We start from the raw sequence: 19,655 nt of genomic DNA, 5'->3' as shown, positions 1-19,655 counted from the left end.
GTCCTTTGTTTTAAAAATAAATAAAAGTAATGAAAATTGCAGCTTGTAAGCTAAGTATTGTGCCGCTACGTGCCGAGGCTGCACATCGAAGTGAGATGGTGTCGCAGGTATTGTTTGCAGAGGTATTTGAAATATTGGAGGAAACAACGGATTTTTCTCGTGTACGTTTGCTGGACACAGGATATGAAGGTTGGATACAGAAGGGGACTTTTGATATCTTAACCTCCAGCTTTGGAACAAAGTTTATTGTGGATATTAAGGGCGCCGTCGCTGCCGACAAAGAGCTTAGGGTCAATTTGCTGCATGGCACACCCGTGTCGATAGAAGGCCTGGATATTGGAAAGCAGTCGTATGTAGTCCAAGGGGCTATACGCCTTCCGTCGCTGCAGGATTTTGATGTGGAACTGCCTAAGCTGGTTGCCTACTATAGCAACAGCCCTTATCTTTGGGGTGGGCGTTCCAGCCAGGGGATTGATTGTTCTGGTTTTAGTCAGGTGGTCTACCGACATTTCGGTATCCCCCTAAAAAGAGATGCCTGGCAGCAGGCAGAACAGGGAACGGTGGTTGATTTTCTGACAGAAATTAAGGCTGGTGATTTGGCCTTCTTCGATAATGAAGATGGCCGTATTACGCATGTTGGTATTATGCTGGATCGCGATACTATTGTGCATGCCTCGGCTTTTGTCCGTATAGATAAGATGGATAATCAGGGGATATTTAATGCCGACCTCAAGCGGTACACCCATAAATTAAGAATTGTAAAACGTTACTTTGAATAGGATATATGCTAGATCTTAACCATAACTTGCGCTTTTTATTGGCGTCATCACAGTTGTTTCCATTTAACCGTGGATATCATCATACCGATGCTGATCATGATTTATTAAAACAGGCTGCTATGGCTTTCGCTATGGTTGCTGCCGGCGACTTGACGCAGGCTATCGGGGTCTACGGTAAACTTATTGAAGAACAGCCAAAATTGGCTTTCTTCTATGCATGCCGAAGTTTGCTTAACATGGAAACAGGAGATCAAGAGGGTGCTTTCTATGATTACCAAGCCGCTAAAGCGCTGGATTCGAATTATCATACCTATTTAGAATGGCGTATGAATGCAGGTCAAATGCTGGAAGCGGAGGAGCTTGCAGACTTGAATAAACAAATTGCAGCGGATGATACGAACCCTCAGCTTTTTATAAACAGGGCCATGTTGTTGGTACAACATTTTAACTACGAGGAGGCAATTGCCGACTTAACACAGGCGTATGCACGGAAGCAGAATGCTGATGTTTTGGTGTCTAGAGCCGCTATTTACATGCGCATGGTTCGTTATGATGCCGCATTGAACGACTTATCGCTAGCGGCGTCATTGTCGCCAAACCATTCCACTGTTTTTATGTACCTCGGTAAACTGGGCTTGGCGGTAGCGGATTTTACTGGGGCATTAACAAATTTTAATCAAGCGATTGCTTTGGATGCCGGTAATCCCTTGTTGTATGAGGAAAGAGCGCAGTATTTTGAGGCTGTTGAAGATTGGGCGAATGCCATCCAGGATTATTCGGTACTTATCGGTTTAAATCCGGAGGATTTCTTCGCTTATGCACTACGTTCGGATATGTATCAAAAGTTGGGCCTCTTAAAAGAAGCCCTGTTGGACTTGGATGCGGCTATACGTTTAAACCCGTATTATAGTGACCTTTACCAATATCGTGGGGAGATTAAAAAATCATTACATGATTTAGTTGGCGCAGCACAGGATTTTGAAAAATATCAAGAATTAGAAAACGAACTGTAGCGTCGGGAAAGTTTTCATCGTATTTTATGTAAAAAGAATACGATGAAAACTAAAACTATTAAACTCCTTTTTGTTGCTTTATTAGGCATGATGTCCTTAAGCAGTTGTCTGAAAGATAATAATAACGACCTTATTAATGTGCCACAAGGGGCATTTACTATGATGAATGCGTACACCCCCACGCCTGCAGTTCGTTACCTTTTTGATAATAAATATACCGACCATATAGCCTATAAATCGTACGTTTCCGCTTTGGCCTACGCCGGAAAACGCAGAATTAGTATTGTTTCTACAAATAACGAGTTAATCGTGGATACCTTGTATTCCATTAAAAATGGGGCTTACTACACTTCCTTTGTGTATGGTACAGGAAAAAAAGCGAAACATATTATTACCCAAGACTCCTTATTAAAAGATTTAGGTAATACGAACGCGGGTCTTCGTTTTCTCCATTTAGCCGAAAATACCGATAAGGTTAATGTGTACTTCAACAGTAAGGAAACCCCGATATTTAAAGATCGTGCTGTCCAAGATCCCATCCTTACGGAGGAAAATATTAAGGATACCTGGTTTCAACCTGGCGTATCTGGTATGCAGAACATAATTGTTACAGATGCAAATAACAATACCCTCTTGGAGCGCAAATTTGAATTTAAAGCAGGAAAATACTATACTATTAGCCTTGTAGGCGACAAAAACAAAACGAATACTCCACTTTATATTGGTGTATTGGAACAATATAAATAATACGGATAGGTCTTACCGGTATTCTTAGCAATGCGGCAATTTGGTAATTTGATAAATAATTTCCATTTTGCCGCATTACTTTTACCTAATAGATGACGATCCTAAAAAATGATTCGTAGCACTTTATTTTTTGCTTTAGCATTAACTTCATTTTCTGCTTTATCACAAAGCACGCTTCAAGACTCCACACATATCGATCTACAGCCCGTATCGGTTAAGGTCTATTTTGCGCCACAGTCTTTGATGAGTATAACCTCCTCCACACAGGTTGTGGGTCCGAAAACCCTGACGGCACAAGGCTCACAAACACTCGTCTCGGCGCTGAATACGGTGCCCGGAATACGTATGGAGGAACGCTCTCCTGGCTCTTACCGGTTAGCAATGCGCGGAAGTTTAATACGCTCGCCCTTTGGTATTCGGAATACCAAGATTTATGTCGATGATTTTGCCCTTACCGATGCGGGGGGGAATACCTACCTTAATTTGTTAGACCCCCTAGGAATACAGTCTATTCACGTTTTAAAAGGGCCTGATGGTTCCTTATTTGGTGCCAACTCGGGTGGCGTTATTCGTATTCAGCCTAAAGGTTTTGACGCGCTGGAGAATCAGGTTCAGCTGCAGGTTACTGGAGGCTCTTATGGTTTATTTCAGGAGCAGTTATCTGTACAACGGAAGGTCAGTGATAGGTACCAGTTTTCGTTTGATCATAGCTTTTTACGATCCGATGGATATCGGGAAAATACGGCTTTAAATAAAAAAACTTTGCAGACAAGCCACCAATGGCAGGTTAGTAAAATACAGCAACTACGCCTTTTTGCTTTATATACAGACTTGAAATACAATACCCCAGGTGGACTTACCTTAAGTCAATATGAGGCTAACCCGCGCGCGGCAAGGCCGGCAGCAGGGAAGATACCTGGGGCTGCCGAGCAGCAAGCGGGTATTTATAATAAAACCCTATTTGGGGGTCTTTCGAACGCACTACAGCTGACCGAATCGTTGAGCCACCATATTGCGCTGTATGGTTCGTATACGGATTTTAAGAACCCCTTTATTACGAACTTTGAAAAACGTATTGAACGCAATCTTGGTGTGCGCACCTACTTTTCCTACGCTAAACCTGAGGCAGCAATGCCTTGGCAAATGCAGTTGGGATATGAAGGTGCTTTAGGCTGGAACAAAATTGATAATTATGATAACCTAGCGGGTGTTGCGGGAAAGCAGCAGGCCATGGATAATCTGGATAACAGGCAGTGGAATTTATTTTACCGCGCGCAAGTGGAACTGCTGAAAAACTGGAATTTGGAGGGGTCTTTGGGTTTGAATAAAAACAGTATTCATTATAAGCAGCGTTTCCCTGAGGTTAACAACCCTACGGGCGATATTAAGTTTGACGCCGTTTGGATGCCGCGTATGGCTACATCTTATCAATTGAACAGGCTTATGGCGTTACGGGCATCCATTGCTAAAGGCTATAGTGCGCCTACTTTGGCTGAAGTACGCTCGTCGAATCGTTCAATTAATACTGATTTAGCAGCAGAGCGCGGTACAAACTACGAGATTGGATATAAGTTTAAAACAGCCAACAATCGTTTTATTGCAGACTTAGCTGCGTATACGTATACGATGAAAGATGGTATTGTGCGTGCCTTGGATGAGAATGGTGCGGAGTTTTTTTCGAATGCCGGCGAGATGAAGCAGAGAGGGCTGGAGCTAGGTACATGGCTTACCCTGTTGGAACCGCGCAACTTTGGTTTTGTGCGGGAGCTTACGGTGCAGGCTGCATTGGCGTATAACCATTACCGTTTCGGTGATTATAGGGTTGCTAATAAGGATTATTCTAAAAATAAAATTACTGCCGTCCCGGATTGGGTTAATACCAATGTGGTACACCTGGAGTTTCCCCAAAAATTAACGCTGCATCTATTTCATAATTATACCTCTAGTCTTCCTTTGGATGATGGAAATACGGTGTTTGCTAAAAAGTATAATGTACTGCAGGCTAAGTTAAACTGGAATACCACTTTAACTAAAAATACAGCGATAAATCTATTTTTTGGTGCCGACAATATTTTTAACGAAAAGTATAGTTTAGGCAATGACATCAATGCGTTTGGAGGTCGCTATTTTAATGCAGCACCCATGCGTAACTACTATGCGGGTGTGCGTTTTGATCTGAAGTAACTGACGTATTCTACGCGATAGCCTGTATAATCTATAGGCTGGGGAGAGCTAGTTTCCAGCTACGGTTTATAAGCCCATTTTAATGCGGTTGTAGCTTTCCCACTTTGTTATGTTGTTGCAGTGCTTGCACCTGTGGTCGCCCAGGCTTTGATTTGTTGCCTTACCGAGTAAATCTTTGTTTTTTTGCATAGAACCCTTACCTTGCAGCTAGGACACATATGCTACGCTTATGGCGCTTGTGTATACCAAAGGATGTATTTATTTAAACATTAATTTTATGAAACTACATACCATAGATACCGGTTTTTTTAAGTTAGATGGGGGAGCAATGTTTGGTGTTGTGCCGAAAAGTATTTGGCAGCTTACCAATCCGGCTGACGCAAACAATCTTTGTTCCTGGGCTACGCGATTATTATTAATTGAGGATGGCAATCGACTTACCCTCGTGGATACTGCGCTGGGGGATAAACAATCGGCTAAATTTTTTGGTTATTACGATTTGCATGGCGAGGATACCTTGGCTAAATCTTTAGCCCGAAAAGGCTTCCATAGCGATGATATCACCGATGTTTTTCTTACGCATTTGCATTTTGATCATTGTGGTGGCGCAATTGAGTTTGCAGGAGATAAGCTGGTGCCGGCCTTCAAAAATGCGCATTTCTGGAGTAATGAAAAGCATTGGCAATGGGCTACAAATCCAAATCCTCGCGAAAAGGCGTCCTTCCTGACCGAGAATATTAGGCCTATACAAGAGTCAGGGCAGTTGAAGTTTCATCAGGAGGGTGAAAAGTATGACAGCCATATTGATGTCCGTTATGTCTATGGTCATACCGAAGCGATGATGTTACCACAGATACAGTATAAGGATAAAACAATCCTCTATATGGCAGATTTATTACCTTCGGTAGGGCATATTCCTATTCCTTATGTCATGAGTTACGATGTGCGTCCATTGACCACCATGGAGGAGCGTAGCGCGTATTGGGAGGAGATTGTGGAAAAGGACTATATTCTTTTTCTGGAACACGACCCCATTCACGAATGCTGTACATTGCAACAAACCGAGAAGGGAATTCGCTTAAAAGAAACCTTTAAGTTAAGCGAGATATAAGTTCAACCCAACAGCAAGGTGGTATTACCTATGGACACCGCCTTGCTGTTGGGTTGAATATGGTTCGGGGCTATTTATAAACCGATTCCTTTTTGAACTTCTTCACCAATAGGGCATAAACAATTGCGCGGTATTTATTCTTGTTGGATTTGCCTACCGCTTCTATCACCTCATGTAGCGCTTTATCAAGTTTATCGTCGTCGGGTAAGCCCAATTTTTTAATAAGGAAATTTTTCTTTAAGCGATCAAGCTCCGCTTTATCGCCTGAAGATACCGTTTCTGCATCGGCCTTATAAATGGAAGGGCCTAAACCTTTCGTTACAGCAGTAAGCAAATCGTCACTAATATCCAATTTCAATTTTTTTGCTTCAGCGATATAGGCTGCAATTTTTTGATCTAATTTACTCATGTCTTTTAGTTTTAATTAATTGATAATTATGTTAGTATTATAAATCTAAGTAAATACTTTATTTAAAACTAAAATTAAACGTAAGAAAATTAGTTCTTGTAGCGTAAAAACTAAGGAGCAGCCTCGCTATTCTTCTGGCCCAGAAAACGTAAGAAAAAGTATCCTAGAAGTCCGGCCACTGTTGAAGCCAGTAGAATAGCCAATTTGGCCTCTTCCACATAATGATTCTCCGTAAAGGATAACATAGCAACAAATATAGACATCGTAAACCCGATACCGCCTAAAAGCCCGACACCGAAAATATGCGGCCATTGGGCGCCTGATGGAAGGTTCGCTAACTTCAATTTGACACAAAGCCAGCAGGTTACAAATATTCCCAACGACTTACCCACTAATAGTCCGGTGCTAATGCCTAAGCCCAACGAGGATGCCAGCCCCGTTAACATGGAAGCATGCAGAACAATACTGGTATTGACAAACGCAAAAATTGGAATAATTAAAAGGTTAACAGCTGTGGAAAGGCTATGCTCTAGTCTAACTAACGGTGATTCGGAGCCTTCTTTTTTACCTTTACTAGGGATCGACATCGCCGTTAATACTCCGGCAATGGTGGCATGTATACCTGAATGATGAATAAAATACCATAAAAAAATGCCAGGAATTAGGTAAGCCCAAAGGTTCTTAACTCCTAATTTATTTAAGCCCAATTGTAAGGCAAAGATGGCCAATCCAATAAACAAATAGGTAAAATGAATATCCGAAGAGTAAAATAGAGCAATGACTAAAATAGCCAGTAGGTCATCGACAATAGCTAATGCCGCCAGGAAGATCTTGAGGCTTAGCGGGACTTTGTTTCCCAGCATACTAACCACCGCCAATGCAAAGGCTATATCCGTCGCCATAGGGATGCCCCAGCCATGTGCTGTTGCTGTATTGTTATTAAATAATAGGTAAATCATTGCCGGGAAGAAAGCGCCACCTATGGCTGCGACAATCGGCAATAGCGCTTTCTTGGGCGAGGAGAGCTCGCCACTTACGAGCTCTTTCTTTATTTCTAAACCCACCATTAGAAAAAATATGCTCATTAAGCCGTCGTCTATCCATTGTTTTACGGAATATTTAAGCTGTATAGCACCGTAATCAAAGCCTAAATTATAAGCTGTAAACCTAGCAATAGCATCGTGTAAAGGCGAGTTGGCCAACAGCAGTGCGGCACAAACACAACCTATTAATAAAAAACCACTTCCTGTACCTGACTTTAAGTAATTTAGGAGTTTTCCCATATAACATTTTTTAATTTTGTAATTCAAACCGTCTTAAAGACGTTTGTTTAATTTTTATAACGGAACCATTTCAATAGCTCCTTATAGCTAGCTTTTTTACCATACATCAAAATCCCGACACGGTAAATTCGCGCAGCAAACCAAGTGGTAAGGACAAAACCGCCAATCAATAATATTGCCGAGGTTACAATCTGCCAGGTAGGCACCCCAAATGGAATACGTACTAACATGGCAATAGGCGAGGTAAAAGGTATAAAACTTAACCAAGTAGCTACATTACCATGGGGGTCGTTGAGTAATACACTAAAGGATAGGGCATAGGTTAATAACAAGGGCATGGTAACGGGCATGGTAAACTGCGAAGCCTCTGTTTCACTATCAACCGCAGATCCTATGGCGGCAAATAATGCCGAATAGATTAGGTAGCCCCCCAGGAAAAAGATAAAAAAGCAGGTAATTAATTCGCCAAAATTTACAGATTGAAACATCGCCAGCATTTCAGGCGTTAACAGCGCCTCCTGTGCTGTACCCTCGGCATGACTAAGGCTGTCTAGGGTCTCGGTTTGCATGCCTCGGTTAACCATCTGCTGCCCGAGTTCTTCTTTAGATACCAAGAATGTCGATGCTGCTGTGGCCAAAATAAAAGTAAAAATAATCCAAAGCATAAATTGCGTTAAGCCCACTAAGCCAATACCCACAATTTTACCCATCATCAACTGAAAAGGTTTTACGGAGGATATAATGACCTCGATAATGCGATTGCTTTTTTCTTCAATAATACCGCGCATAACCTGCGATCCATAAAGAAATAAAGACAGGTATACCAATACCGATAAAGCCAAGGCTATCCCCATGGCGACCTCTGTATTGCTATCTTTGGTCTCTCCATCCGCCGTAATTTCTTTAGCTACAATATCTACAGCGCTGTTTATTTCCTTTAGTTTGTTGGTATCAATACCGAGTTGCTCATATTTAAACTGTTGTATAATTCCGGTTAAATCGTTTCGGATTTCCTTCTGGCTGAGTACATTGGGTTTCGACGACGACAGGAATTCTACTTTCTGCGCGGAAAAAAAATCCTCAGGTATAAACAAAATACTCGTATTATCCGACGCGAGTTTTAAATTTTCGAGTTGTGTCGACAAGTCTTTTTTGTCGTCAATATAGGTTATATTTTTATTGTTTTTAAGTTTCGCAGAAACAGTATGGGTGTTGTCTACCACATAAACATACGCGTGGCTGTCTTCAAAGCTCTTTTTTGTCAGGAATATAATGCCAACATACATGGCTATAAAAAATAAGGGAACTAAGAAGGTGGTTAGCAAAAACGAACGCTTGCGTACACGGGTTAGGTATTCGCGTTGTATAATTAAGATTATTTTATCCATGATTTATGCGATATCGGTGGCGGTTACTTTTTCAATAAATATATCGTTAATAGAAGGGATGACCTTTTTAACCTGCAGGATTTCTACTTTCGTCATTAGGAAGGCAAGGACCTCATTTAGCCTTACTTCAGGCTGCAGTTTTATTTGAATTTGCTGATTCATCGTATCATCAACCTGCACCGTAAAAAGGCTGTTCTCCCCGATCAGAGAGTTCGTCTCCTGTAGGTTAGCATATTGAATGTGGTAGCTTTGTTTATCATATGCGTCTTTAATAGCTTTAACACTGCCATCAAGCACCTTTTTGGATTTATTGATCAGCGCAATATTATCACAAATCTCCTCTACAGTTTCCATGCGGTGTGTAGAATAAATAATTGTCGATCCCTTTTTATTAAGAGCAAGAATTTCCTCCTGTATCACTTGAGCATTTACCGGGTCGAAACCCGAAAAGGGCTCATCGAGAATGATAAGCTCGGGTTCGTGAAGTATAGTCGCAATAAACTGTACCTTTTGCTGCATCCCCTTACTGAGGTCTTCAATTTTTTTATTCCACCAACTGCCGACATCAAATTTATCAAACCAATATATTAGTCTTTTACGGGCATCATTTCTCGACAGGCCTTTAAGTTGTGCCAGGTAAATCATCTGTTCACCTACTTTCATCTTTTTATAAAGCCCTCTTTCTTCCGGAAGGTAACCAATTTTGCCGATATGTTTGGCTGCAAGGGGTTCATTATGAAAGAAAATTTGTCCTGCGTCGGGTGCTGTAATTTGGTTTATTATACGGATTAAAGAGGTTTTGCCCGCTCCATTGGGTCCTAAAAGACCAAAAATCTTTCCTTCAGGTATGGCTAGTGAAACATGGTCGAGCGCCGTATGATTGGCATACTGCTTTACAATGTTTTGTATGTCTAAAATTAGGTTTTGCATAGCTCGCTAAAATAACAAAAAAGACTGGCATTAACGAGCTCCATACCTCAGGAGCTTTAATTTTAGTAAAATAATTTTACCTTTGTCTATGCTTGTAAAAACCGCCGAATTTATCTGTAGCAATACCCAGGTAGACAAATTGCCTACCCCAAATCTTCCAGAATATGCTTTCATCGGAAGGTCAAACGTTGGTAAGTCTTCTTTAATTAATGCCTTAACAGGTCGTAAAGGCTTAGCCAAGACTTCCCAGAAACCTGGAAAAACGCAACTTATTAATCACTTTGTAATAAATAATAATTGGTATCTCGTAGATTTACCGGGATACGGTTATGCACAGACCTCCAAGAAAAACCGTTCCGATTGGGAAAAGTTTATCCGTAAATACTTGCTATCAAGAGCGAATTTGCAGTGCATCTTCGTTTTAATCGATAGTAGACACGAGCCACAGAAAATTGATCTTGACTTTTGCTGTTGGCTGGGCGAGAAGGGCCTTCCGTTTATGTTGGTGTTTACGAAAGCCGATAAGCAATCGTCCGTAAAATCGGATCAGAATGTCAGTAAGTTCAAAAGAGCGCTGCTAAAATGGTTTGAAGAGGTGCCACAACGGTTTTTAACGTCCGCAGAAACGAGAATGGGTTTATTACCCATATTGGAAACTATAGATCAAATTAATACGACTTTTATAGCGCCTTCGGAAGAAAATTAACGATGAAAAAATACCTGTCATTAGTGCTTTTTGCACACAGTATATTTGCGCTTCCCTTTGCTATAATAGGCTTTTTCTTAGCTATATCTACTACGGTATATGAATTTGATTGGAAGCTGTTTGCCTTAATGTTATTGTGTATGGTTACAGCCCGCAATGCAGCAATGGCATTTAATAGGTACCTGGATCGGGATATTGATGCCTTAAATCCGCGTACCGCTATTCGCGATATCCCCGCGGGTAGAATAAGTGCCAAAAATGCCCTGCAATTTACGCTGGTAAACTGCATTATTTTTGTTTTGGCGACCTATTTTATCAATCCATTATGTCTTTTATTATCGCCAATAGCTTTATTTGTTATCCTATTTTACTCCTATATGAAGCGCATATCGCCCTTATGTCACTTCGTGTTGGGCTTGGGTTTAGGCTTAGCACCCGTTGGGGCATACCTTGCCGTTGCCGGGCATTTTGATATAGTGCCCATATGCTATGGATTTGCGGTATTAACCTGGGTAAGTGGTTTCGATATTATTTATGCTATGCAAGATGAATCGTTTGACCGTGCGCATAATCTAAAGTCTATACCCGCCAATTATGGTGCTGTGCGCGCCTTACAGCTATCGTCGGTATTGCATGTATTGTCCTTTGTGTTGGTGTTACTACCCATATGGTTTATAGATTTAGGGCTTTTCTACTATATAGGGGTTGTTTTTTATGGTTTACTATTAATTTATCAGCATAGAATTGTATCCGCAACAGATTTAACACGTGTAAACCGTGCTTTTATGACCACGAATGGTGTAGCTTCGGTTATTTTTGCGTTATTTTACCTATTGGATGTGGTAGCCGGGCATTGGAAATTTTAATGCTTTTTTAATATAGTGATAAAAATTATTGTCTTTCAATTTTGAAATAATAATATTTGCAAAAATCTTTTAAATGTAATTAATGGCAAAAAATTTATTAATAGTAGAGTCTCCAGCAAAGGCTAAAACGATAGAAGGGTATTTAGGTAGTGACTTTTTAGTGAAGTCCAGTTATGGACATATTCGTGATTTAGTGAAGACGGATGACGCCATAGATACTGATAATAAATTTCAACAAAAATATGAGGTTCCTGCAGATAAAAAGGCTGTAGTGAGCGAGTTAAAGAAGTTGGCCAAGGCCGCAGAAATGGTGTGGCTAGCATCCGATGAGGACCGCGAGGGAGAGGCTATTTCTTGGCACTTATTCGATACGTTGGGCCTCAAAGATGAGGCGACAAAACGTATTGTTTTCCACGAAATTACAAAACCTGCCATATTAAAGGCCATAGAGAACCCGAGAAAGATTGATTATAATCTGGTGAATGCACAGCAAGCTCGACGTGTATTAGATCGTTTAGTAGGTTTTGAGCTGTCGCCTGTATTATGGAAAAAGGTAAAACCTTCGTTGTCCGCCGGGCGTGTTCAATCGGTCGCTGTGCGTCTGATTGTAGACCGGGAACGTGAAGTTAATCGATTTGATGTCGATGCTAATTATAAAATTGTAGCGATCTTTCATACGGGTAAGGGTAAGGAGTCTTTTAAAGCAGATTTACCAAGTCGTTTTGCGAAGAAAGAAGAGGCAGCGCAGTTTTTACAAGATTGTATAGCTGCGGAGTATAATGTCGCGAATTTAGAAAAGAAACCTGCCAAAAGAAACCCGGCAGCACCGTTTACGACATCTACTTTGCAACAAGAGGCGAGTAGAAAATTAGGATTCTCGGTGGCACGTACGATGCAGGTTGCGCAACGCTTATACGAAGCCGGTAGAATTACGTATATGCGTACCGACTCGGTCAACTTGTCGGATACGGCAATGCAGGCTGCGGAAGATGAAATTACAAAGGCTTACGGCGATAAATACCATAAAGCCAGACGCTATAAAACTAAAGCTGCCGGTGCGCAGGAGGCTCACGAGGCTATCCGTCCGACTTATTTTTCGGACCATTCTATCGACGGCGATAATGGCGAAAGACGTCTGTACGAGCTGATTTGGAAGCGTGCTATTGCATCGCAGATGAGTGAAGCAGAATTTGAGAAAACGGTTGCAAAAATTGATATTTCTACGCGTAGCGAAGCGTTAACGGCTACCGGAGAAATATTAAAATTCGACGGTTTTTTAAAGGTGTATATGGAGTCTACAGATGAGGACAACGACGCGCAGGGCGACGAGGATACCGACAATGCATTGTTGCCTCCTTTGGAGAAAGGGCAAAACTTGTTGTTAAACGAAATGACAGCAACGCAGCGTTTCTCTAGACCGCCAGCACGCTATACCGAAGCTTCTCTGGTGAAAAAATTGGAAGAGTTGGGTATTGGTAGACCTTCTACCTATGCGCCGACAATTTCTACCATTCAAAACCGGGGTTATGTGGTCAAAGAAGATCGCGACGGTAAATCCCGCGATTTCCAGGTATTAACGTTGACGCAAGGTACTATTAACGAAATTACCCGCACCGAAATGACCGGTGTTGAACGTAGTAAATTATTCCCTACTGATATTGGGGTACTGGTAAATGATTTCTTAGTGGAACATTTTAAAGGTATCGTAGACTTTAACTTTACGGCGACCGTAGAAAAGGAATTCGACGAGATTGCACAGGGTAATAAAGAGTGGACGGATATGCTGGAGGGTTTTTATCGCCCGTTTCATACCGAGGTAGAGGATACCTTGGCCAATGCCGACCGTGCAACGCATGAAAAGGAGTTGGGTATAGATCCGGTATCTGGAAAACCGGTAAGTGTACGTGTTGGACGTTTTGGTCCTTTGGTGCAGATTGGTTCTGCCGATGATGAGGAAAAACCACGTTTTGCATCCCTACGTAAAGGGCAGATGATTGAAACCATTACCTTCGAGGAGGCCATGGAGCTGTTTAAGCTGCCTAAAAAAGTAGGATCTTTTGAGGAAAAGGAAATGACCGTAGCAATTGGTCGTTTTGGTCCGTACATACGTCATAACTCGGCTTTCTATTCCTTGCCTAAAGGCGTGGATCCTTTGGATGTTACCGAAGAGGAGTGTATCACCATTATCAAAGAAAAGCGGCAGAAGGATATTGAGAAAGTTATTCGTGTGTTTGATGAAAATCCAGAAGCGCAGATCGAAAATGGGAGATGGGGCCCCTTTGTACGCTTTGGTAAGCAGAATCTTAAAATACCTAAAGGTACCGATGTAAATACCATTACCTACGAACAGGTAGTGCAATGGGCTGCTGAGGATCCCAAAGCTCCCAAAGCTCCTAAAGCTGCGAAGGCTACAAAAGCTGCGGCGAAGGCTACAAAAACGACAAAAACGACAAAAACGACAAAAACAACAAAAACGGCAACAAAAGCTAAAACTGTTGCCAAAAAGAAATAAGCTAATGAAGAAGGATTTACCGTTGAATATTGTCGAAGATATCTCGATAGCAGTGGTGTTAGAAAATGATAGCCCAACGGGAATGTTATGGTATGTATACCTCGTAAACGAACAGAAGGTACCATTGAAGAATGTTTTCGTGACTTCTAAGGGATATGGAGTAAAGGAGGGTAAAGAGGTGAAGACAACAACCCTGCGCCATTTTATCGGCGATGTAGAAGCGAGTGCTTTTGTTAAAATCGAGGCAATAGACCAACAGGTTTTTGGTTTAACCAACGAGTATTGGTTAAGTTATTATATTAACGATACAATTTACGATAAAAAATATATATTCTTACCGGAAAGCATTGTCGATGACAACCTTTCCAAAATACCTTTAGTAAATAAACCTGGGGTTTTAATCGGAGGTAACAGTTAATTTTATGGCTCGAAAGAATTTTATTATTGCTATAGATGGCTTCTCATCCTGTGGTAAAAGTACGGTAGCAAAGGCGATTGCAAAGAAGCTTGATTTTGTGTTTGTGGATAGCGGCGCTATGTATCGTGCGGTGACCTTATATTTTTTGCGTAATAAAGTGGATTGTAAAGACAGTAATGCTGTGAATGCGGCGTTAACGGATATACATATTGATTTTGTCCCGAATCCAGATCGCACGGAAATAATATTGAATGGCGAGGATGTCTCGGAGGAAATTCGCTTAATGGAGGTGTCGGCTAATGTTAGTGAGGTATCGGCGATAAAAGAAGTTCGCGTCGCGATGGTGGCGCAGCAGCAGAAGTTGGGTAAACGCCGTAATATTGTGATGGATGGCCGCGATATTGGAACGACGGTTTTTCCTGATGCCAACCTTAAAATATTTATGACAGCAAACCCGAATGTGCGTGCAGAACGTAGGTTTGCCGAGCTTACAGCCAAAGGAGAGCAGGTGACGATGGAGGAGATTAAAGCTAACCTGGCACACCGGGATCATATCGATAGCACCCGCGCTGAAAGCCCATTGCGGCAGGCTGAAGATGCTATAGTACTCGACAATTCGAATCTTACGCAGGAACAACAATTGGCCTTTGTGATGGAGGAGTATTCCAAAAGAGCCTAGTAGTTTAGGTAATAAAATAAGGCACGCCATTGGCGTGCCTTATTTTTTTGGGTCTATTTTTGGGGTTGCCTTACTTAAAATTAACCTGCTGTTAACCGAAAGTTTTTGTTGTATCCCTACTTTTACCTATTAACTATAGCATATGAATTATAAGGTATTATTAGCTGCAGGGTTGCTTTTTGCTGGCGCAGTGCAGGCGCAAGATGTGGTGCGCGGGAGGGTGTACAACGACACCAACAAAAATGGGGTTTTCGATAAGATGGATTCTGCTGTTGCGCATGTTTCGGTGAGTAATGGTGTGCAGGTCGTACAAACGAACAGTAGGGGCGAATATGAACTTCCGGTAACCGATGATAATATTATTTTTGTTGTCAAGCCTTCGGGTTATGCTTTACCAGTAGATGCCGATAACCATCCGCAGTTTTACTACCTGCACAAACCGAAAGGCTCTCCGGTAATGCTTTACCCTACAAGCAAACCTACAGGTAAGCTGCCCAAATCCTTGGATTTTGCCCTTTACAAGCAGGAGGAAAACCCAAATTTTAAGGCCTTTATCTTTGGTGATCCGCAAACTTATACCCAGGAGGAGCTTGATTTTTTTAATAAGGGTATTGTGCAGGATATAAAAAGCACGTCCGGAGTACGTTTCGGCATAAGCATGGGCGATTTGGTTGGCGATGATCTTAGCCTGCATCATCCTTATAAGAAGCTGATAGGATCGCTAGGACTTCCCTGGTTTAATGTAATGGGAAACCATGATATGAACTTCGATGCTCCGACCGATACCTTGTCTGATGAAACGTTTGAACTGAATTTCGGACCTAATAATTACGCCTTTAATTATGGGAATGCACATTTTATTGTTTTGGATAATATCTTGTATCCGAATCCCCGGACGGGGAAGGGGTATCTGGGAGGTTTCCGAAAGGATCAACTGGATTTTGTAGCCAATGATTTGCAGTTTGTGCCCAAGGATAAGTTGGTGATTTTAGCTTTTCATATTCCCTTGTTGCACCAGAATTCGGATGTATTTAGAAATGAGGATCGACAACGTTTGTTCGATATTTTAGCCGATTACCCGAATGTGATGGCAATATCGGCGCATACTCATTTCCAACAGCAGATTTTTTATGATGCCAAGGATGGCTGGAAACAGGCTAAACCTTTACATGAGTACAATGTGGGTACCACATCGGGCGATTGGTATTCTGGACAGGTAAATGCGGATGGGGTTCCGGTTTCTACCATGCGTGATGGTACGCCGAAGGGTTATGCCCTATTGCGGGTGGACAACAATAGGTATGCCTTCGATTATAAAGTCGCTGGTGCGCCTGAGAGCTATCAAATTAAGCTTGTTGGCCCCGCTGTTGTGAAAGCATCTACAGTGCGTAGGTATAAGGTATATGCTAACTTCTTTATGGGGAAGGCAGGGGATAAGGTAAGCTATCGTATTAATAGTGGCAATTGGCAGGAAATGGAATATGTTAGCCTAGCGGACCCGCAGTATATGTACGAATTACTGAAGTATGATAATGCCGCGCAATTGATACCGGGAAAAAGGCCTTCCGACCCTGAATTGTCGACGCATTTATGGCAGTTGAATTTGCCTAAATTAAAAAGTGGTATACATACTATTGAGGTGCAAGCTGTAGATATGTACGGAAAACAGCATCAGCAGTCGATGACTATAGAGGTACTTTAGCTGCGGCCAGGTAGAATTAAAAAAGGGTGTCGGTCTAAATGACCGACACCCGTTTTTTAATTCTTAGAATTTTTTAGCTTTTTATTGCGCTGTACGAGCAGGTAACTGATGTAGAGTAAAACTAGCCAAATCGGAATAAGCTCCACTGAAATTTTTAAGGCCGTGAACCACATCATCACTAACACGGCTAATAAGAATACCAACGCTATAACATTGCTGACCGGGTAAAATAAGCTGGGAAATTTTGTTTTAACGCCTGCTTTTATTTTGTGCTTCTTAAAGTGTAGGTGCGTCCAGCTAATCATTATCCAGTTTATAATCAATGACGATACAACCAAAGACATTAAAATCGATAAGGCCTTTTCTGGAATTATCTTGTTGATTACTATACATATCGCTACTAAGGCTGCCGACACTAAAATAGCCGCAATTGGGGCACTATTTTTGTTTAATTTTTTCAAAAATTGTGGCGCATTTCCTTGCTCAGCCAAACCGTACAGCATTCTAGAATTCGAATACACACAGCTATTATATACCGATAGGGCGGCCGTTAGCACAATAAGATTAAGTACATTAGCAATAATCGTAGTAAAGTAAAATGTTTTGTTAAACAGCGTAAATTGATAGCTCTCTAAAGCGTTGAATACCTCGACAAAAGGACTGGTATCTTTGGTAATCATCGACCAGGGCATTAAGGAAAATAAGATAATCAATGCACCGACATAAAAGATTAATATACGTATCAGCACCTGGTTGGTAGCTTTAGGGATATTTTTCTCTGGGTTTTCGGCCTCGGCAGCGGTTATGCCTACCAGCTCTAATCCGCCAAAGGAGAACATAATCATCACCATTGCCGCTAACAGCCCCTGATAACTGCCGTCTTCAAGTTTCCCCAACCAACCCTTAGGAAAGAAACCGCCATCGTTATATAGATTCGCTAGGGTTGCCTTTTCGCCAGCACTTCCCGAAATTAATAAATAGCTCCCGAAGAGTATCATCGCAATAATTGCTACCACCTTGATTATTGAAAACCAGAATTCCGTTTCCCCATACACCTTTACGGAGGCTACATTAATAGCATTGATAACGAAGAAGAAAAACATACTCGATACCCACAATGGAATTTCTGGCCACCAGAACTTTACATAAACTCCTATTGCTGTTAATTCGGCCATACTTACCAGGATGTATAAAACCCAATAGTTCCATCCCGAGGCAAAGCCAGCAAACGGGCCCCAATACTTGTTGGCAAAACTGGAAAAACTTCCTGAAATGGGTTCTTCGACCACCATCTCGCCCAACTGCCGCATAATAAAGAAAGCAATTACTCCCGCAATTGCATATCCTAAAATTACCGAAGGCCCCGCCAATACTGCGGCCTGACCAATACCTAAAAATAACCCCGTGCCAATAGCGCCTCCAAGTGCGATAAGCTGAATATGCCTATTACTGAGTCCGCGTTTTAGTTTCTCGTCTGATTTTTCCTTTTCCAATTTTTATTTTGTTACTGTCTTTTTATTAACCTTGCGGAAATTACTTCATTTGTATAATTTTATCTACAATATATACCGTATTCCCGCGCCATGGTAATATCCCATGATACTCTTTATAATGTAAGTCAAAGAATTTCCCTGAATTTTCAGATAACACCTGAAAAACCGAGTCGTTCTCTACAGAGAAGGTAAAATCGTTGGAGGTAAGCCCCCCCGTTCTACCGGCACCAAAGCCTTCTTGGATAATTTTCCCTTCATAGGTTTTAAATACATTCCCCTTTTTAACGGCATAGTTTAAATAACCCGATTTAACACCTTCGCCAAATACAAAGTAATATTTAAAATACACAAAAATACCCAATCCAAGGACTAGTATTAGCATAAGCCAACCTATAAAGGATCTAATTTTAGTTTTTACTTTCGATGCTGTTGTGTTTGATTCGTTCATAACCGTATCTTTTTCAATAAAGATAAAAAAAGTAGAAAATAAAAAAGGGAAAATAAAAAATTAAAAAAGGTAAGTGGATGAAGACTTACCTTTTTTAATTTTTCCGTAGCAATTAAATTATAACTGCGCTTTAATTTTTTCCTTTGTGGCATCGCCAATAGGCACCAAAGGTAGGCGCACTGTATCCGTACCAAAACCTTTTTGCTTTAAGATATATTTTACACCTGCCGGGTTACCTTCTACAAAACACAAATCTGTAATGGCCAATAAGCGGTTATGTATAACCCGCGCAGCGGTGAAATCAGCATGCGCACATAGATGTGCCAAACGCGCGACTTCTCTTGGGTAAGCATTTCCTACAACCGATATAATACCCACCGCACCTAGCGCCATCATCGGCAATGTAACCGGGTCGTCGCCAGAAATTAAGGCAAAGCCTTCTGGAGCATCTCTTAAAATTTCCGAAAACTGAGCAAAACTACCCGATGCCTCCTTAATAGCAACGATATTCTTAAAATCATGGGCTAAACGCACCGTCGTTGCCGCCGAGATATTACCGCCAGTGCGGCCCGGAACATTATATAAGATAATTGGAAGCTTAGCTACAGCAGCAATAGCCTTATAATGCTGGTAAATACCTTCTTGCGTAGGCTTGTTATAATAGGGAGATACGGATAGGATAGCGCAAAAACCAGGAATATTAAATTCGGCGATTTGTTTCACGATCTCTGCCGTGTTATTACCACCAATACCCGCAACCAAAGGGATGCGTCCGTCAACTTTCTCTGCCGTAAATTCCCACACCTGTTTTCGTTCCTCGGAGCTTAACGTAGCCACTTCGCCAGTAGTGCCCAATGACACTAAATAGTCCATGCCTTCCTCAATTTGAAACGTTATTAATCGTTCTAATGTTTCAAAATCAACTGTTCCATCTGCATGAAATGGTGTAACCAAAGCTACACCTGCTCCCTGAATCTCCTTCATTTC

At 41.5% G+C, this 19,655-nt stretch carries 18 protein-coding genes; 11 read left to right on the top strand and 7 right to left on the bottom strand.

Annotated features, from left to right (window positions below; all coding sequences use genetic code 11):
- Positions 1-29 precede the first annotated feature (29 nt).
- The 5 genes from ACL9RF_RS05670 to ACL9RF_RS05650 all read left to right on the top strand — a co-directional run bounded on the left by ACL9RF_RS05670 (position 30) and on the right by ACL9RF_RS05650 (position 5,834).
- Positions 30-779 carry an NlpC/P60 family protein gene (locus tag ACL9RF_RS05670; RefSeq protein ID WP_422799628.1) on the top strand — a complete coding sequence of 250 codons (750 nt, stop codon included), beginning with the start codon at positions 30-32 and terminating at the stop codon, positions 777-779.
- Positions 780-784: 5 nt separating this feature from the next.
- A complete protein-coding gene (locus tag ACL9RF_RS05665; protein WP_422799627.1) occupies positions 785-1,792 on the top strand; it encodes a tetratricopeptide repeat protein in 1,008 nt (335 codons plus the stop codon).
- A gap of 42 nt (positions 1,793-1,834) precedes the next feature.
- Positions 1,835-2,539 (top strand): DUF4397 domain-containing protein, encoded by a 705-nt coding sequence (locus ACL9RF_RS05660; RefSeq protein WP_422799626.1) that lies wholly within the window; start codon positions 1,835-1,837, stop codon positions 2,537-2,539.
- 108 nt (positions 2,540-2,647) lie between these two features.
- Positions 2,648-4,723: a TonB-dependent receptor gene (locus ACL9RF_RS05655; RefSeq protein ID WP_422799625.1), complete on the top strand. Its 2,076-nt coding sequence runs from the start codon at positions 2,648-2,650 to the stop codon at positions 4,721-4,723.
- A gap of 277 nt (positions 4,724-5,000) precedes the next feature.
- Complete coding sequence (locus tag ACL9RF_RS05650) at positions 5,001-5,834, top strand: MBL fold metallo-hydrolase (protein WP_422799624.1); 834 nt, start codon at positions 5,001-5,003, stop codon at positions 5,832-5,834.
- Positions 5,835-5,904: 70 nt separating this feature from the next.
- Here the strand turns inward: ACL9RF_RS05650 and ACL9RF_RS05645 are convergent, their stop codons facing one another.
- From ACL9RF_RS05645 to ACL9RF_RS05630, 4 genes are all read right to left on the bottom strand, one after another.
- Complete coding sequence (locus ACL9RF_RS05645; RefSeq protein ID WP_422799623.1) at positions 5,905-6,243, bottom strand: DUF2853 family protein; 339 nt, start codon at positions 6,241-6,243, stop codon at positions 5,905-5,907.
- A gap of 110 nt (positions 6,244-6,353) precedes the next feature.
- Complete coding sequence (nhaA, locus tag ACL9RF_RS05640; protein WP_422799622.1) at positions 6,354-7,526, bottom strand: Na+/H+ antiporter NhaA; 1,173 nt, start codon at positions 7,524-7,526, stop codon at positions 6,354-6,356.
- 47 nt (positions 7,527-7,573) lie between these two features.
- A complete protein-coding gene (locus tag ACL9RF_RS05635) occupies positions 7,574-8,914 on the bottom strand; it encodes an ABC transporter permease (RefSeq protein ID WP_422799621.1) in 1,341 nt (446 codons plus the stop codon).
- A 3-nt stretch (positions 8,915-8,917) separates the two neighbouring features.
- Positions 8,918-9,844 carry an ABC transporter ATP-binding protein gene (locus ACL9RF_RS05630; protein WP_422799620.1) on the bottom strand — a complete coding sequence of 309 codons (927 nt, stop codon included), beginning with the start codon at positions 9,842-9,844 and terminating at the stop codon, positions 8,918-8,920.
- 88 nt (positions 9,845-9,932) lie between these two features.
- Between ACL9RF_RS05630 and yihA the strand changes: the two genes are divergently transcribed.
- The 6 genes from yihA (at position 9,933) to ACL9RF_RS05600 (ending at position 16,727) form a co-directional block, all read left to right on the top strand.
- Positions 9,933-10,550: a ribosome biogenesis GTP-binding protein YihA/YsxC gene (gene yihA, locus ACL9RF_RS05625; RefSeq protein ID WP_422799619.1), complete on the top strand. Its 618-nt coding sequence runs from the start codon at positions 9,933-9,935 to the stop codon at positions 10,548-10,550.
- A 2-nt stretch (positions 10,551-10,552) separates the two neighbouring features.
- Positions 10,553-11,416, top strand: coding sequence for a 4-hydroxybenzoate octaprenyltransferase (locus tag ACL9RF_RS05620; RefSeq protein WP_422799618.1), 864 nt, complete (start codon positions 10,553-10,555; stop codon positions 11,414-11,416).
- Between the two features lie 82 nt (positions 11,417-11,498).
- Positions 11,499-13,928, top strand: coding sequence for a type I DNA topoisomerase (topA, locus tag ACL9RF_RS05615; protein ID WP_422799617.1), 2,430 nt, complete (start codon positions 11,499-11,501; stop codon positions 13,926-13,928).
- 4 nt (positions 13,929-13,932) lie between these two features.
- A complete protein-coding gene (locus ACL9RF_RS05610) occupies positions 13,933-14,346 on the top strand; it encodes a hypothetical protein (RefSeq protein ID WP_422799616.1) in 414 nt (137 codons plus the stop codon).
- Positions 14,347-14,350: 4 nt separating this feature from the next.
- Positions 14,351-15,025, top strand: coding sequence for a (d)CMP kinase (gene cmk / locus ACL9RF_RS05605; RefSeq protein ID WP_422799615.1), 675 nt, complete (start codon positions 14,351-14,353; stop codon positions 15,023-15,025).
- 142 nt (positions 15,026-15,167) lie between these two features.
- Positions 15,168-16,727, top strand: a complete 1,560-nt coding sequence (locus ACL9RF_RS05600) for a calcineurin-like phosphoesterase C-terminal domain-containing protein (RefSeq protein WP_422799614.1) — start codon at positions 15,168-15,170, stop codon at positions 16,725-16,727.
- 56 nt (positions 16,728-16,783) lie between these two features.
- Here the strand turns inward: ACL9RF_RS05600 and ACL9RF_RS05595 are convergent, their stop codons facing one another.
- The 3 genes from ACL9RF_RS05595 to dapA form a co-directional block, all read right to left on the bottom strand.
- A complete protein-coding gene (locus ACL9RF_RS05595) occupies positions 16,784-18,220 on the bottom strand; it encodes an amino acid permease (RefSeq protein ID WP_422799613.1) in 1,437 nt (478 codons plus the stop codon).
- A gap of 40 nt (positions 18,221-18,260) precedes the next feature.
- Positions 18,261-18,668, bottom strand: coding sequence for a hypothetical protein (locus tag ACL9RF_RS05590; RefSeq protein ID WP_422799612.1), 408 nt, complete (start codon positions 18,666-18,668; stop codon positions 18,261-18,263).
- Positions 18,669-18,785: 117 nt separating this feature from the next.
- Positions 18,786-19,652 carry a 4-hydroxy-tetrahydrodipicolinate synthase gene (dapA, locus tag ACL9RF_RS05585; protein WP_422799611.1) on the bottom strand — a complete coding sequence of 289 codons (867 nt, stop codon included), beginning with the start codon at positions 19,650-19,652 and terminating at the stop codon, positions 18,786-18,788.
- Positions 19,653-19,655: the final 3 nt, after the last annotated feature.

Source organism: Sphingobacterium sp. Mn56C (assembly GCF_049319645.1).
Lineage (GTDB): Bacteria > Bacteroidota > Bacteroidia > Sphingobacteriales > Sphingobacteriaceae > Sphingobacterium.
The sequence above is the reverse complement of the archived record's forward strand: the minus strand, read 5'-3'. Positions and strand labels throughout refer to the sequence as shown.